16 protein-coding genes are annotated in these 15,794 nt (G+C 58.2%); 8 read left to right on the top strand and 8 right to left on the bottom strand.

The genetic code is table 11. The features are described 5' to 3' along the window. Positions 1 to 63: 63 nt before the first annotated feature. Both bcp and FCN80_RS08710 read right to left on the bottom strand, forming a co-directional pair. Positions 64 to 531 carry a thioredoxin-dependent thiol peroxidase gene (gene bcp / locus FCN80_RS08715; RefSeq protein ID WP_136989775.1) on the bottom strand — a complete coding sequence of 156 codons (468 nt, stop codon included), beginning with the start codon at positions 529 to 531 and terminating at the stop codon, positions 64 to 66. 18 nt (positions 532 to 549) lie between these two features. After that, complete coding sequence (locus FCN80_RS08710; protein ID WP_136989774.1) at positions 550 to 1,104, bottom strand: glycine cleavage system transcriptional repressor; 555 nt, start codon at positions 1,102 to 1,104, stop codon at positions 550 to 552. A 146-nt stretch (positions 1,105 to 1,250) separates the two neighbouring features. On the opposite strand from FCN80_RS08710, the gene dapA reads away from it, so the two are divergent. The 5 genes from dapA (at position 1,251) to FCN80_RS08685 (ending at position 6,625) form a co-directional block, all read left to right on the top strand. After that, positions 1,251 to 2,129, top strand: a complete 879-nt coding sequence (gene dapA / locus FCN80_RS08705; RefSeq protein WP_136989773.1) for a 4-hydroxy-tetrahydrodipicolinate synthase — start codon at positions 1,251 to 1,253, stop codon at positions 2,127 to 2,129. Between the two features lie 16 nt (positions 2,130 to 2,145). Then, a complete protein-coding gene (bamC, locus tag FCN80_RS08700; protein ID WP_136989772.1) occupies positions 2,146 to 3,195 on the top strand; it encodes an outer membrane protein assembly factor BamC in 1,050 nt (349 codons plus the stop codon). Positions 3,196 to 3,260: 65 nt separating this feature from the next. Then, on the top strand, positions 3,261 to 3,974 hold the full coding sequence (purC, locus tag FCN80_RS08695; RefSeq protein ID WP_136989771.1) for a phosphoribosylaminoimidazolesuccinocarboxamide synthase: 714 nt from the start codon (positions 3,261 to 3,263) through the stop codon (positions 3,972 to 3,974). A 37-nt stretch (positions 3,975 to 4,011) separates the two neighbouring features. Next, the gene (locus tag FCN80_RS08690) at positions 4,012 to 4,467 is read left to right on the top strand and encodes a DUF441 domain-containing protein (RefSeq protein WP_230492570.1); all 456 of its coding nucleotides are present in this window, start codon (positions 4,012 to 4,014) and stop codon (positions 4,465 to 4,467) included. 1 nt (position 4,468) lies between these two features. Beyond that, positions 4,469 to 6,625, top strand: a complete 2,157-nt coding sequence (locus FCN80_RS08685; protein WP_230492569.1) for a tRNA(Met) cytidine acetyltransferase TmcA — start codon at positions 4,469 to 4,471, stop codon at positions 6,623 to 6,625. 30 nt (positions 6,626 to 6,655) lie between these two features. On the opposite strand, the gene FCN80_RS08680 is transcribed toward FCN80_RS08685, so the two are convergent. From FCN80_RS08680 to FCN80_RS08665, 4 genes are read right to left on the bottom strand one after another with little or no spacing between them, the layout of a single operon-like run. After that, the gene (locus FCN80_RS08680; protein ID WP_136989770.1) at positions 6,656 to 6,841 is read right to left on the bottom strand and encodes a YpfN family protein; all 186 of its coding nucleotides are present in this window, start codon (positions 6,839 to 6,841) and stop codon (positions 6,656 to 6,658) included. 4 nt (positions 6,842 to 6,845) lie between these two features. Then, positions 6,846 to 7,520 (bottom strand): M15 family metallopeptidase, encoded by a 675-nt coding sequence (locus tag FCN80_RS08675; protein ID WP_136989769.1) that lies wholly within the window; start codon positions 7,518 to 7,520, stop codon positions 6,846 to 6,848. Beyond that, positions 7,517 to 8,644 carry a succinyl-diaminopimelate desuccinylase gene (gene dapE, locus FCN80_RS08670; protein WP_136989768.1) on the bottom strand — a complete coding sequence of 376 codons (1,128 nt, stop codon included), beginning with the start codon at positions 8,642 to 8,644 and terminating at the stop codon, positions 7,517 to 7,519. Before dapE ends, FCN80_RS08675 begins: the two co-directional genes overlap by 4 nt. A gap of 1 nt (position 8,645) precedes the next feature. Further along, positions 8,646 to 9,023, bottom strand: coding sequence for an ArsC family reductase (locus FCN80_RS08665; protein ID WP_136989767.1), 378 nt, complete (start codon positions 9,021 to 9,023; stop codon positions 8,646 to 8,648). A gap of 443 nt (positions 9,024 to 9,466) precedes the next feature. On the opposite strand from FCN80_RS08665, the gene ypfM reads away from it, so the two are divergent. Next, the gene (gene ypfM, locus FCN80_RS27410) at positions 9,467 to 9,526 is read left to right on the top strand and encodes a protein YpfM (RefSeq protein ID WP_136989906.1); all 60 of its coding nucleotides are present in this window, start codon (positions 9,467 to 9,469) and stop codon (positions 9,524 to 9,526) included. A gap of 319 nt (positions 9,527 to 9,845) precedes the next feature. Here ypfM and acrD read toward each other — a convergent pair whose 3' ends face one another. Then, entirely contained in the window at positions 9,846 to 13,010 is a 3,165-nt protein-coding gene (acrD, locus tag FCN80_RS08655) for a multidrug efflux RND transporter permease AcrD (protein ID WP_136989766.1), read from the bottom strand. Between the two features lie 512 nt (positions 13,011 to 13,522). On the opposite strand from acrD, the gene nudK reads away from it, so the two are divergent. Together nudK and FCN80_RS08645 are read left to right on the top strand one after the other, a co-directional pair. Then, positions 13,523 to 14,101, top strand: a complete 579-nt coding sequence (gene nudK / locus FCN80_RS08650; protein ID WP_136989765.1) for a GDP-mannose pyrophosphatase NudK — start codon at positions 13,523 to 13,525, stop codon at positions 14,099 to 14,101. A 123-nt stretch (positions 14,102 to 14,224) separates the two neighbouring features. Then, positions 14,225 to 14,932, top strand: a complete 708-nt coding sequence (locus FCN80_RS08645) for a phage antirepressor KilAC domain-containing protein (protein ID WP_136989764.1) — start codon at positions 14,225 to 14,227, stop codon at positions 14,930 to 14,932. Between the two features lie 49 nt (positions 14,933 to 14,981). Here the strand turns inward: FCN80_RS08645 and FCN80_RS08640 are convergent. Then, positions 14,982 to 15,794, bottom strand: an 813-nt coding sequence (locus tag FCN80_RS08640) for a transketolase-like TK C-terminal-containing protein (RefSeq protein WP_306767861.1), incomplete at its 5' end; no start/stop codon positions are given.

Raw genomic sequence — 15,794 nt, 5'->3', positions numbered from 1 at the left:
TTTTTTGCGCCGGCGAACAACCCTTCCCGCTCGTGGGCCGGGTGATATTGCCGGCGGATCGGATCAGGCGCTCTTAAGATAAGCCAGCACGATCTCGTGATGATTGCTGGTTTTGAAATCGTCAAACACCTTTTCGATTTTGCCGTCAAGCCCTATCAGGAAACTGATGCGATGAATGCCGTCATAGGTTTTACCCATGAAGGATTTCTCGCCCCAGACGCCGAACTGCTCGGCCACACTGTGATCGGCGTCGGACAATAGGGTGAAGTTCAAAAGCTCCTTTTCGGCAAACTTGGACAACTTTTCCGGTTTATCGGTACTGATGCCCAACACTTCAACGCCCGCTTTCTGCAGTTCGTCCATGTTGTCGCGCAGCCCGCATGCCTGTACGGTACAACCCGGGGTCATGGCCTTGGGATAAAAGTAAACCAACACTTTTTGTCCCTGGAAGTCGGTCAGACTAACCTGTTCGCCGTCCTGATCGGGCAAACTAAATTTCGGTGCGGTATCACCGGCTTTCAGTGGCGTCATTGCAATACTCCATCTCTCTCATTGATTCTGTGGATGATTCACAATACTAATACTGCCTTGCGCGTCGAGTTCTGTACAGAGTTGATGAAACCTATCTTCGAGGCGTTCCACCAGGGGATCCGCGGGACCGTGCGCCGTGATTTGTATGTAAAGCCGGGGAGGCTGTTCGCCCTGGGCCGGTTGCGTCTTGGAGACCAGCTCGGCGATATTCATGCGGTGGCTGTCGAACAAATCGGTGAACCGCTCGATCAGATGGGGGGAATCCTCCACTTCCACCTTGACCCACACCGTGGTCGGCGTTTCTTTCTGCTCACTGGCGGTGGTCCGCTTCATGACGATCAGCAAATCCAGATCGGCGCCTTTTAGCGGCAAAGTGGATTCGATAAGGGTGATCGCGTTCCAACTGCCGGACAACAACATGATCAGCGTGAATTCCTCCCCCAGCATGGCAAGCCGGCTATCCTCAATATTGCAGCCGCAGCCGCTGACATGGCGGGTGATGGTATTGACGATGCCGGGGCGGTCCGTACCCAGAGCGGTGATGACCAGATAATGTTGTGGTGGCTGTGGCAAAATTGAGCTTCCTGTCCGGCGAGATGTGATTTACATGGTAACCCTAAAAAAAACCTGCTGCCAAGGGCTTGCATGACCGATGTTCGCTTGCTTTTGGATAGAGGTCAAAAGTACCATTAATAACCTGTTTGTGGAGGGGAAGGTCAATGTTTACGGGAAGCATAGTTGCTTTGGTTACACCCATGGATGACAAAGGCGCCGTCGATTGGGTGAGTCTGAAAAAATTAATCGATTATCACGTCGCCAGCGGCACTTCGGCGATCGTCTCCGTCGGCACCACCGGCGAGTCCGCCACGCTGAGCCATGACGAACACGGCGAAGTGGTCATGCGCACCGTGGAACTGAGCGACGGACGCATCCCGGTGATTGCCGGCACCGGCGCCAATTCCACCGCGGAAGCCATCAGCCTGACGCAGCGTTTCAATAACAGCGGCGTGGTGGGATGCCTGACTGTGACGCCCTATTACAACAAACCGACGCAAGAAGGCTTGTTCCAGCATTTCAAAGCGATAGCGGAACACACCGATTTACCGCAAATCCTGTATAATGTGCCGTCGCGTACCGGTTGCGATATGCTGCCGCCGACGGTCGCCCGCCTGTCGAAAATAAAAAATATCGTGGCGGTGAAGGAGGCGACGGGGAACTTAAGCCGTGTCAGCCAGATCCAAGAGCTGGTTGATGAAGATTTCACCCTGCTGAGCGGCGACGATGCGACGGGGCTGGATTTCATGCAACTGGGCGGTAAAGGTGTTATTTCCGTTACGGCCAATATCGCCGCCCGCGAGATGGCGCAGCTTTGCGCCCTGGCGGAGCGGGGCGATTTTGTCCAGGCGCGCCGTTTGAACCGGCGGTTAATGCCGTTACATCAGAAACTGTTTATTGAATCCAACCCGATTCCCGTTAAGTGGGCTTGTAAAGCGTTGGGATTGATGGCAACCGATACCTTGCGTTTGCCGATGACGCCGCTGACCGAGAATGATAGCCGTGTTGTTGAGCAAGCGTTGGCGGATGCCGGATTGCTGTAACTGTTAGGGAGAATTAATGGCTTATTCATTGCAAAAGTCCATGGTGGCGAAGGTCGCCGGCGTGTCGTTGTGCATGCTGCTGGCGGCCTGTTCCAGCGACCAACGTTATAAACGTCAGGTAAATGGCAATGAGGATTACCTGAAGGCGCCGGAACTGCATAGGCTTAACGTTCCCTCCGGCATGACGTTGCCGGTAGAGAATGGCGATTACGGCATACCCGCCGCAACCTTGCAAGGCCAGGTCGGCAAACAGCTTGACATTCGGCCGCCGGCGCAGCCGCTGGCTTTGCTGGAAGGTTCACGCTCGCAATCCAGCGGCGACACCGCCGTTATCCAGTTGGAAAACAACAGTCAAAATCGCGATCTGTGGTCCAAGGTCGTGGCGGTGGTGCAGAGTAAGGGCTATACCATCGCCACGCGCCAGGACGCCGAACGCACGCTGAATACCGATTGGGTGCAGTGGTCGCGTGCCGACGAGGATCAGCAATATCGCGGACGTTACCAGATAAGTCTGCATACCCAGGGATACCAGACGTCGCTCATGGTCAAGTCCCTGGCCCTTGAACAGCAAAATAACCCGGTGGCCGCGCCGGCCCTCGTCCAGCGTTACGCGGTCGCAATGCTCAACACGCTGGCGCAGGGTATTTCGCAGCTTGACGACGCGCAGGCCAACAAGCGCGCCGCCGGCCAGACCCCGAATCTCAGCGTGGAAAGCGGCGCCGACGATTCCGGCTTGCCGCTGTTGGTGGTGCGTTCGCCCTACGCGGTGGTGTGGCAGCATTTGCCCTCCGCCCTGGAAAGTATCGGCATGAAAGTGACCGATACCAGCCGGCCGTTGGGCACGCTTTCCGTCACCTATCATTCGCCGAGCGGCAGTACCTGGGATGCATTGGGCGCCAAAGATCCCGGCCTGGCCAACGGTGATTACAAATTGCAGGTCGGCGATTTGGGTAATCGAAGCACTTTGCAGTTTACCAATCCGAAGGGGCATACGCTTACGCAATCGCAAAACGATGCGCTGGTGCCGGTATTCCAGGCGGCTCTTGGCAAATCCAACACCCACTGATCCAAAAAGGGGCTGATGCCCCTTTTTTTAACGATGTCCATGTTCTGCTACTGGAGTAAATCAAGATGCAAAAGCTAGCTGAGTTGTATCGCGGAAAGGCGAAAACGGTCTATGCCACCGATGACCCGGATTTGCTGATTTTGGAATTCCGCAACGATACGTCAGCATTGGACGGCCAGCGTATAGAGCAGTTCGACCGCAAGGGCATGATCAATAATAAATTCAATTATTTTATCATGACCAAGCTCGCTGAAGCCGGCATACCCACCCAGATGGTGCGCCTGTTGTCGGACACTGAAGTGCTGGTGAAGAAATTAACCATGATCCCGGTGGAGTGCGTGGTGCGCAACCGTGCCGCCGGGTCGTTGGTCAAACGTCTTGGAATCAAGGAAGGGGAACTCCTTAATCCGCCGCTGTTTGATACCTTTCTAAAAAACGACGCGATGCATGATCCGATGATCACGGAATCCTATTGCGCCACATTCGGTTGGGCGACCGGGCCGCAATTGGCGAGAATGAAGGAATTGACCTATCGGGCCAACGATGTTTTGTGTCGTATTTTCGATGATGCGGGTCTTATCCTGGTGGATTTCAAGCTGGAGTTCGGGCTGTTCCACGGCGACATCGTGCTGGGCGACGAGTTTTCGCCGGACGGCAGCCGTTTGTGGGATAAAGCGACCCTCAATAAAATGGACAAGGACCGGTTCCGTCAAAGCCTCGGCGGCGTCATCGAAGCGTATGAGGAAGTCGCGCACCGACTCGGTGTGAATTTGGATTGACGCGCAATCGTTTCCGCTCAGGAGCAGTCGGGAAACAGTGATAAGTTTTACAGATCCGACCTTGTTGATCTTGCTGGCGCTGGCGGCGCTGGGCATTATCAGCCATAACACCACAGTGACCGTGGCGATACTGGTTTTGCTGATCATTCGCATTACCCCGCTGAGCCAGTTTTTCCCCTGGGTGGAAAAACAGGGACTGACGCTGGGCATCGTGGTGCTGACCATTGGCGTGCTGGCGCCCATTGCCAGCGGTACGCTGTCCGCCGGCGCCGTGATGCAGTCTTTCCTGCACTGGAAATCGCTGCTCGCCATCATTATCGGCCTGCTGGTTTCCTGGCTGGGGGGGCGCGGGGTCTCCCTGATGACACACCAGCCTTCGGTGGTGGCGGGCTTGCTGGTGGGTACCGTTTTGGGCGTGGCGCTGTTGCGGGGCGTGCCGGTGGGGCCGCTTATCGCCGCCGGCCTGCTGTCGCTGTTTATCGGGAAAGGCTAGTTTGACCGGCCTGGCGCCCGTACTGGCCGAAGACGTTCTGAGGGCCGTCGAACACATGCGGCGGGCCGGTATCAGACGCCCGCTGGTGTTTAGCGGCGATCCCGACTGGAGCGCGGCGCAGGCCGATGGCCTTAAAGCGTTGCTGCCCGGTGATTGGGTCCATATGGCCGACGACGGTGTCGCCGGCCATATCCCGCCTTCCGCTGCCCGCACCCTTTTAGGACGTGAATTCCATCACGGGGTGTTCGACGCCCGCCGGGGGTTGGCGGCAGACGGATTGGCCGCGTTGGCCGGCACGCTAAAACCGGGCAGTTGGCTGGTCATCCTGGCGCCGGACTGGGAATCCTGGCCGTGGCAGACCGACCGGGATTCCCTGCGCTGGAGCGGGCAACCCACGCCCATCGCTACGCCGAATTTCGCGCGTCATTTCCGGCAAAGCCTGCAAGACGATCCCGAGGCGGTGGTGATAAACCCGTTCAGCGTCCCGTCGCTGCCGGCGCAGGCGGCGCGGCCGGATTGGCGAGCGCCGGGCGGTGAACCCACAGCCGGGCAACGGGCGGTGTTGACGCATTTGCTGACTGCCGGGCCGGGCGTTTTCGCGTTAACGGCGCCGCGCGGTCGCGGCAAGTCCGCCGTGGCCGGCATGTTGGCCGCCCATGCCAAGGGGCCTTGCCGGGTGGTGGCGCCGGCTAAAAGCGTTGCTGACGTATTCGAGCGCTTTGCCGCGGGTCGGGCGACGTTTTTTTCCCCGGACGCCATGCTGGACTATTGCCGGCATCAGCCGGTGGACGGCTGGCTGCTGGTGGATGAGGCGGCCGCCATCCCCATGCCGTTGTTGCGGGAAATGATCAGCTATTTTCCGCGGGTGCTGCTGACCACTACCGTGCAAGGGTATGAAGGGACCGGTCGCGGTTTTTTGTTGAAGTTTTGCGCCGGTCTGCCCCATTGGCATGACCTGCGGTTGTCCGCCCCCTTACGCTGGGCGGAAACCGATCCGTTGGAGCGCTGGCTGGACCGGGCGTTGCTGCTGGAGCCGGCGCAGATGACCGGCGTCTTGGCCGATGAGGCGCCCTATCCGGTCGCGCCGGGTTTGGCGTCGCGCGGGGGAAACGATAACTGCCGGACAGTCGCTGCGGCGAAGGCGGCGCCCGCGCTGGTTGCGGCCGTCCTTGACCGTGACAGCTGGCGGGCGTGCTCGTCAGCGCTTGCCGAGTTTTACTTCCTGCTTTGCAGCGCGCACTACCGGACATCGCCGCTGGATTTACGTCGGCTGCTGGATGCGCCGGGGCAGCATTTCATGGCGGTGCGTGTAGCGGAAACCTTGATCGGCGCGTTATGGACGGTGGACGAAGGCGGCCTGCCGGCGCCGTTGGCTCATGACGTATGGGCGGGACGGCGGCGCCCGCCGGGCAGTCTGGCCGCGCAATCGCTGGCGGCGCATGGCGGGTTGTGGTCCGCGCCGCGGTTATTGTCCCGGCGCGTCAGTCGTATTGCGGTTGCGGCCGAGTGGCGTCGAGGCGGCGTTGGATGTCGGTTATTGCGCCAGGCCGAGCGGCAGGCGGCGGCGGACGGACGGGATTATCTCTCGGTCAGTTTTGGGTTGACCGATGACTTGCTGCAATTCTGGCGGGCAACCGGATTTACCTTAGTGCATATCGGATCGCATCTGGAAGCCAGCAGCGGGTGTTATAGCGCCATGGCGTTGCTGCCGCTTACCGGGGCCGGCCGGGAACTGGTTCGGCATGCGGCGGCGTGTTTCGGCCGTGACGCGGCCTGGCGCGGCGGCGCGCGGGATCAAACACTGAATAAAGATGATTGGCGCACCCTGGCGGGTTTCGCTTTTGCCCATCGTCCGCCGGAAGCCTGCCGGACGGCATTGGAACGTTTGACGCGTTGGAGCGATGCCGCTTTGCCGGTATTGCGTTACTGGCAGGCGAACAAAAACGATATGGCCGGCACGGCGGCGCGCTTTGGGATGAGCGGCAGGAAAACGCTGATACGGCGGTTACGCGATGAAACCGCCGGCGCCCTGGCGGCGCTGGATAGCCACGCCGCGCGCATCTGGCGGGACGGGTGCGGTCCCCTGGATGAAAAGGCAATCGGTCCGGCGGAATTTCCCGGTTATCCCCCGGGGGAAGCGGCGGGAAACAACGGTTGAGGGGTCTACTCACCTCAGACCCCGTTAAGGCTATTTTTTCTTCGGCCAGTCGTCCTCTTCGTCCCATTTGGCGTTATTGTCCCGATGCGGCGGCAGCTCCGGCCGATCGTTGAGATAACGCTTAACATCCACCCGGCGTAACTCTTTGATGCCGGAAATAATCATGCCAGCCAGCACGAGCAGTATCAGCCACCAGTAATGGGCAAGCCATGCCATGATGTTACTCCTTATCCACATTGACCACATAACGGCGGAAAATCGCCGGCAACCGGGGCGCCAGCCAGTCCGAACCGGCCACATCGCGATCGCGCCATGATGCCAATACTTTACCCGGCGTCAGTTGCTCCTCCGCCAAAACGGCCAGCGGGCGATAGCTTAGATGCCAAGGCTCAATGGCGACACCGCCGCGATCATGGGCGTAGGGTCGGTAAAAGCCATATTCGCCCATATGCGCGGTCAGCCACTGAGTGAGCTCGGCAAAATACCCTCCGTCCAGATACTCCTGTGGCTCTAAACGCAGCGCGACGCCGGCGGGCAGCCGATCCGGATCATAAACATCCAGATCGCAGCCCCAGTGATGGCGGCTGGCGCCGGGCAGCGCCGACCAGTACAGTATGGCCTCGCAGCGCGCCGCCGTCGTCATTTCCCGCACATCCAGCGGTCGACTGCGCTTATCCAATAATGGCCGCTGGCCGTGAAATTTGCCATTCCAGATGGCCAATTGCCGATCGAAGTCACGAAAGCTGCTGGCGGGGCGAAGATTAAACCCTTGCTGGCCGGCGGCTTGCCGCAGACCGTCGAAAGCGGCGGCGGCCTGTGGTTGCAAGCGGTGTCCGTCGGCCAGCGCGATCAGATGCCGATCGGTGCGCCCGGTTAAAACAGCCGAATCCATCATGCGATCAAGTGCTCCATAACACGCTGATACATCCGGCTGAGTAATTGCAGGTCGGCGGCGCTGACGCATTCGTCGATTTTGTGAATGGTGGCGTTCACCGGGCCCAGTTCAACGACCTGCGCGCCCAGTTTGGCGATGAAACGGCCATCCGAGGTGCCGCCGCTGGTTTCCAGCGAAGGAATGAATTCCTGGTAATGTTCCACCGCGTCAATCACCGCCTCCACCAGTTCGCCGCGCGCGGTAAGAAAAGGCTGGCCGGAAAGCCACCAGTCGATGTGATAGCGCAAGCCGTGGCGTTGCAGCAGGGCTTCCACTTCATCGCGAATGGCCTGTTCGGTGAGCTCGGTGCTGAAACGGAAATTGAACTGTACGGTCAATTCACCGGGGATGACATTATTGCTGCCGGTACCGGCTTGTATATTGGCAATTTGCATTGTGGTGGGGGGGAAAAAAGCATTGCCGTTATCCCAGACACGGGACGCCAGCTCCGCCAGCGCCGGCAAGGCGTGGTGTACCGGATTATCCGCCAGATGCGGATAGGCCACATGCCCCTGGGTGCCCTGAACGGTGAGCGTGGCGGTCAGGGACCCGCGCCGGCCGTTCTTAACGATATCGCCCACATGGGTTTGGCTGGAGGGTTCCCCCACCAGACAATAATCCAGACGTTCGCGGCGCGCCAGCAACGCATCGACCACCTTCACCGTACCATTGACGGCGGCGCTCTCTTCGTCGGAAGTAATGAGAAAGGCCAACCGTCCCCCATGATTGGGATAACGGGCGACGAACCGTTCGGCCGCCACCACCATGGCGGCCAGCGAACCTTTCATATCGGCCGCGCCGCGGCCGTATAGCATGCCATCGCGCAGCGTCGGTTCGAACGGCGGGTTTCGCCAATGTTCGGCGTCGCCGCCGGGAACGACATCGGTATGGCCGGCGAAGGCCAAGGTGCGGCCACGGCCGCGCCAGGCCCAAAAATTCAGGGTATCTCCGAAGGGCATGGGTTCGACGGTAAAGCCGGCGGCCTCCAGTCGGGCGGTGAGCAACGCTTGACAGCCCGCATCGTCCGGGCTGAGCGAGGGGCGTTTTATCAATTGTTGGGTCAACTCCAGCACGGGACAGGACATATCAAACCTCCTGCACGGTGAATGACCGGTATTGCTCCGGATCGAAGCCTACCCGGAGTTCGCCGTCATCGCGCAGCAATACCGGACGCTTGATGACGGCCGGCTGTTCGAGCATCAATTGCAACGCGCTCTCGACATCATTGACTTGCGCCCGCCGCTGCTCATCAAGCCGGCGCCAGGTAACGCCCCGGGTATTAAGCAGCGTCTGCCAGCCGGCTTGCGCCATAAACCGGCGCAACAGGCCCGCGTCGACGCCGTCGACGCGGTAATCATGGAAACGATAGGCCAACTGGCGATCATCAAGCCAGCGACGGGCTTTTTTTATGGTATCGCAATTCTTAATGCCATAGAGTGTTAATGAAGCTTCCTGGTCATGCATCTAACGCTACCTCAATACGAAAAGCCGAGCCTATCCCGTTAGGATAATATCACTGGCTATGTTGAACCTGGGCGGTCCTCGTCATTCCCGCGCGCTGAATGCCCCGGTTTCTTAGCGCAGTCCGTGTCGCCCCATAATGCGTGAAAATCCGTTGTGAATCCAGACCGGGCCGGATTAGCGAACCACTGCCGAACTGAACGCGGCCAGCCGATAATAGAAGTGATTCGGCAAAAAACCTCCCTGTGCGGAATTATAACCATAATTTATACATGGTTATTTGAGCCTTATAATCCGGCTGATATAAATAAAGGCCCATTTGCCAATCGATTAGAAGTTTCTAGTTCCCCTGAGTCAGCTAAAAATTAGCCAAAAAATTTCTTGGTCGCCTCTGTTATTTTCTGAGGACATTTGTATAATATGCGCGCAATGACAGAGAGGCAGGTATGATAGATACAGAAGTGGGTCACTGGAAAGATTTTATTGAAGCAATGTTGCGCAAGTAAGCATTCGTCGATAGCAGGGTTTCGATTATATTCTTGACTTGGATAATTTAAGTTGCATCGCGGCGGTAAGTGGGTTGGTCCCGAAAACCGAGTGTGTTCTATGCCCATCGTGGACGAGGTGATTGCGCGCGCCGCCGATAAAGAGACAACGTGAATCATGACGGATTATATTCGTCTTGCAAACATCTCTTAATAATGATGAGGCCGCCCTTAAATGGGCGGCCTTTGTTTTTAGGCATCGACGGAGGTTGGCCAGGGCCGTGGGGCCGTCATCAGGCGTGCAACCGGCGTGTTTGCCGGGGCAAGCCAGCGCGGGGGCTCAGACCTGCGGCGGCCGATCATTCCCCTCCGGCAGGATGCTGATGTTCGAATCGGGATGGCGCTGCGATGGGAAGCGGCGGCGGACCAGCACGAAAAACAGCGGAATAAACAGAATAGCGAGTATTGTGGCCGACAGCATGCCGCCGATCACGCCGGTGCCCACCGCATGCTGGCTTGCAGAACCGGCGCCGGTGCTGAGCGCCATGGGCAACACGCCGAAGATGAATGCCAGCGAGGTCATCAGAATGGGCCTCAGCCGCATACGCGCGGCATGCAATGTCGCCTCTATCAGACCTTGGCCGCGCAGATTCAGCTCATTGGCGAATTCCACAATCAATATGGCGTTTTTCGCCGACAGACCGATAACAGTGAGTAGACCCACCTGAAAATACACATCGTTTTCCAGCCCGCGCAGCCAGGTGGACAATAGCGCGCCGATGACCCCCAGCGGCACCACCAGCATCACCGAGAAAGGTATCGACCAGCTTTCATACAGCGCCGCCAGGCTCAGGAACACCACCAGCAGCGAGATGGCATACAAGGCCGGCGCCTGCGAACCGGATAACCGTTCCTGATACGACATCGCCGTCCATTCCAGCCCAAAACCGGTGGGAAGTTCGCCAACCAGTTTTTCCATCAAATCCATGGCGGTGCCGTTACTGACGCCGGGCGCCGCTTCGCCAAGAATTTCCACCGAAGAAATACCGTTATATCGCTCCAGTCGGGGCGAGCCGTATTGCCAATGGGACGTGGCGAACGCCGAGAAGGGCACCATAGTGCCGCTGCTGTTGCGGACATACCAGCGGTACACATCGTCCGGCAGCATGCGATATTGGGCGTCGGCCTGCACGTAGACCCGCTTGATACGGCCCCGATCGATGAAATCGTTAACGTAAGTAGAGCCCCAGGCGGTTTGCAGCGTATCGTTGATATCAGCGACGGACACGCCCAAGGTCTGGGCCTTGCGCTGGTCGATATCAATCTGCAACTGCGGGCTATCGTCCAGACCATTGTGTCGGACCCGCGTCAATAGCGGCGACGCGTCCGCTTTGGCCAGTAGCTCGTCTCGTGCCTGCATCAGTTTGTCATGTCCCAGCCCGGCGTGGTCTTCCAACTCCATATCGAAACCGGCGGCGTTGCCCAGACCGGATATGGGCGGCGGGTTATTGGCCAGCACGCGCGCGCCGTTGAACTGGTTGCCATTAAAAACTTTGGTGGCGCGCTCGATAATGGCGTTCGCCGACCGACCCGCGCCAGTACGTTCATCCCAGGGCTGCAACCGGATAAACATGCGCGCGACATTTTGCCCATTACCTCCCGGGCCGGCGCCAATGGTGGAAAACACCGACACGACATTGTCTTTTTCCTTAGTCAGGAAATAGTGTTCAACCCGGGCGACCATCGCCGCTGTTTGCTGCTGGGTGGAGGTGGGCGGCAATTGTACCTGGGCCATTAGCACCCCGCGGTCCTCGTTGGGCAAGAAAGACGTGGGCAGATGCATAAAGAGAAAGACCATGCCGCCGAGCAACAGGCCATACAGGGCCAGCCAGCGGGCGCTGCGGTGCAAAACGCGGGTCACTCCCTGCTGGTAGCATTTGGCGCCGCGATCGAATCCGCGGTTGAACCAGCCGAAAAAGCCTTTTTTCTCATGGTGGTTTCCGTTGACCGGTTTGAGAATGGTGGCGCACAAGGCCGGCGTGAATATCAGCGCCACCAGCACCGAAAGCACCATGGCTGAAACGATGGTGATGGAAAACTGGCGATAGATGGCGCCGGTGGTGCCGCCGAAAAAGGCCATGGGCACGAAAACCGCCGACAGCACCAGCGCGATGCCCACCAGGGCGCCCTGGATTTGTCCCATGGACTTTCGGGTGGCTTCGCGGGGCGATAGCCGTTCTTCGCTCATCACCCGCTCTACGTTTTCCACCACCACGATGGCGTCGTCCACCAAAAGCCCAATGGCCAATACCATGGCGAACATGCTCAGGGTGTTGATGGTAAAGCCGCAAGCGGCCAGGATGGCGAACGTTCCCATCAATACGACCGGTACGGCTATGGTGGGAATAAGGGTAGCGCGGAAATTCTGTAAAAAAAGATACATAACCAGAAAGACCAGGACGATGGCTTCCAGTAGCGTTTTCACCACATCCTCAATGGACGCGGTGACGAACGGCGCTGTTTCATAAGCGACCTTTGCCTCCAAACCATGGGGGAAATAGGGCGCCAACTCGGCCAGCCGTTTCTTCACGTTTTCGTTGGTTTGCAGTTCGTTGGCGCCAGAAGCCAGTTTAATCCCCATCCCGGCGGCGTTCATGCCGTTGTAGGTGCTAAGATAATCGTAGTTTTCCGACCCCAGCTCAACCCGGGCCACCTGGCCAAGGGTGACCACGGATCCGTCGCTGTTGACGCGCAGGGTAATGGCGCGAAACTGGGCCGGCGTCTTAAGTTGCGATTGGGCATTGATAGTGGCGTTGAGGGCCTGGCCGGCGACCGCCGGCGTCCCGCCCAACTGTCCCACCGCCACCTGGCTGTTTTGCGCCTCAATAGCCGACACGACGTCTTCGGTGGTCATCTGATAGCTGTTTAGTTTGTTCGGATCGAGCCATATGCGCATCGAATACTGGGCGCCGTAAGCATCCACCTCACCGACGCCGTCCACACGGCTTAGGGGCTCTTGTAAATGGCTGACCATATAGTCGGCGATATCGCCCCGGTCCATGGAACCGTCAGTGGAGACAAACGCCACCATCATCAAATTGCTATCCCCGGTTTTGGTCACGGTGACGCCCTGGGTCTGCACCTCCTGCGGTAGACGATGCATCGCCACCTGAAGCTGGTTCTGTACTTCCTGCATCGCTTCATTGGGATTGGTTCCCGCGACGAAAGTCAGGGTGGTGGTGGCCTGACCGGTATTCTGGCTTTGTGAGGACATATACAGCAAGCCGTCCAGACCGGTCATGTTCTGTTCGATAATCTGCGTGACGGTATTTTCCACCGTCTGGGCCGAAGCGCCGGGGTATTTAGACGTAATACGGATAGTGGGCGGCGTTAATTTGGGGTATTGCTCGATTGGCAGCGTAAAAATGGATAACGTACCGGTTAAACAGACGATGATTGCCAAAACCCAAGCGAATATGGGGCGATCAATAAAAAAATTAGCCATTCAATCGAAACCTCAAGGCGGCAGGCCTGTTATTGTGAAGCGATGAGAAGCGAGGCGTCATCGCCGTAGTACTTTACGCGTTCGAATGATTGAAAACGTGGAGAAAAAAAGGAGATAGTGTAAAAAAAGTGATCCGATGGAGTTATTCTTCATCACTTTCGACGCCGCGCTCCCTTTCCCCGAACCCTAATTACGCCCCGTGAGACTTGCCATGCCGCGCGTTGCCTCTAAGTGGGCAAGCGTTCCTCCCCTTCATATTCACGTTGACCTGATCGCAGGCGCTTCGCGCACTGGCCGGCGCGCTGCAACATGCCATGTTTAGGGTATATACACTTTTTCGCCGCCGATCCCTCCCGTTTTCCGCGCTGTTTGCGTTATGATCAGGATCACATTTTGGGGCCTGTCCCGACAGCTATTTTCCTGCGGCCGGTCTGTATCCGGTACAGAATTGGCGCAGGAAAACAACACTAATGGGACAGGTCCCTTATCTCAGTCGGATTATAGAGGGCGCTATGCCATTAAATGTCAAGATCATTGAAAATAAGTTATTGTCCGATCATTGGTTCGTCCTGCGCAAAGTGGTTTTTGATCTGACGCGCAAAGACGGCTCAACGGTACGTCAGATGCGGGAGGTGTATGATCGGGGCGATGGCGCGACGATTTTGCTCTATCACTCTGAAAAAAATACCCTGGTCTTGATTCGCCAATTCCGTATGCCCTCCTATATCAATGGCAATCCTGACGGCATGCTGCTGGAAACTTGCGCCGGGTTGCTTGACGACGATTCGCCGGAAGCGTGCATCCGCCGGGAGGCCGCAGAGGAAACCGGCTATCAGGTGGGTGAGGTGGAAAGGCTGTTTTCCGCTTATATGTCACCGGGCGGGGTCACGGAGAAAGTCCATTTTTTCGCCGCCGCCTATGATGACAGCGCTCGCAAAAGCGCCGGCGGCGGCGTGGACGACGAGGATATCGCCGTACTGGAATTACCGTTTCCACAGGCCATGGCCATGGTAGGCGACGGCCGTATCCAGGACGGCAAAACCATCATGCTATTACAGCACGCTCAACTGCGGGGATGGCTGAAGCCTTAAGCGGATGTCGCGGGGTTGGGCAGCGGTGACAAGTTGTGCAAAATAGCTGGATAAAAACACAGTATTGATGTATATTTAACCAGTGCCGGAAGTCGCCGGTTTTTTGCAGGCAAGGTGAATGCGATGATGATATCCGCTGAGAAATTTGAACCCCTTCATCCGTCCGTTTCGATGAGCAGTCGTGAGCTGGCCACGCTGGTCGGCGTGTCCCACAGCGAGGTGGCGCGACTGATTAAAAGTCTGGAAACCAGCCGCAGCCTGTCGCAACCGCTGCGCCCGGTGGAGTGTCCGCACGGCGGTGAAATCCGCCGGGAATATCCATTGAACAAACGGGATTCTCTGTTGGTCACGGCGCGCCTTTCCCCTTCTTTCACCGCCTTGGTGCTCGATCGTTGGCATGAGCGTGAGCGGCGGCTTAACCTGCCCGATTTCACCAATCCGGCCGAGGCCGCCCGCGCCTGGGCGGGGGAATATGAACGGCGTCGGCAATTGGAGCAACGCGTGGCGGCCATTACGCCCAAAGCGGATTTCTTCGATCGGTATGTGGTGGTTGAGCAGGCGCTGGGATTCCGCCAGGTTTGCAAACTGCTTAAGGTCAAGGAAGCCGATTTTCGGCAGTTCTTGCTTGAGCGACAAATTATGTACCGGCTGTCCGGCACATTGACTCCCCATAGACAACATTTGGAGGCCGGCCGTTTCGAAATGCACACCGGCACCAGCCAAAACCGCCATGCTTTCGCCCAGGCACGCTTTACGGCCAAGGGGGTGAAATGGGTTGCCGAACTGTGGGCGGAACATCTGACCCGCGCCCCAAAGGGAGAGGTGGCTTAAGGCCAACGGCGGACCGCCTCAGTCTGCGTCCGCCATTAGTCCAGGGACGTCAGGACAACTGCGCCAGAGCCTTGTCCAGTACGTTTTCGACGGTAAAGCCAAATTCTTTGAACAGCGTTTCGGCCGGCGCCGATTCGCCGAAAGTGGTCATACCGACCACCGCGCCGTCCAGTCCCACATATTTGTACCAGTAATCGGCTATCCCGGCTTCGATAGCCAAGCGCGCGGTCACCGACTTCGGCAGCACTGCCTCACGGTAGGCCTCATCCTGTTGGTCGAATATGTCGGTGGAGGGCAGCGACACCACCCGGACCCGCCGTCCCCGCGCGCCGAGTTTTTCCCAGGCGGCCACCGCCAGCTCTACCTCCGAGCCGGTGGCGATAATTATCAGCTCCGGCTGGCCGTCGGCGTCTTTGAGGATATAACCGCCGCGGGCAATATCCGCCAATTGCTGCGGCGTGCGCTCTTGCTGCGCCAGATTCTGGCGGGAAAGGATGAGCGCCGTTGGGCCATCGTGACGCTCCAGGGCCTGACGCCAGGCCACTGCGGTTTCCACCTGATCGCAAGGCCGCCACACGCCCATATTCGGCGTCAGGCGCAAACTGGCCAACTGTTCCACCGGCTGGTGGGTCGGTCCGTCCTCTCCCAGGCCGATGGAATCATGGGTATAAACCATGATTTGCCGGGCTTTCATCAACGCCGCCATGCGCACGGCGTTGCGGGCGTATTCCACGAACATCAGGAAGGTGGCGGTATAAGGCACAAATCCGCCATGATGGGCAATACCATTGGCGATGGCGGTCATGCCGAACTCGCGCACCCCGTAATGGATATAGTTGCCCGCCGGATCGTCGGCGATGGA

The organism is Martelella alba (assembly GCF_005217455.1).
Taxonomy (GTDB): Bacteria; Pseudomonadota; Gammaproteobacteria; order Enterobacterales; family Enterobacteriaceae; genus Acerihabitans.
The sequence above is the reverse complement of the archived record's forward strand: the minus strand, read 5'-3'. Positions and strand labels throughout refer to the sequence as shown.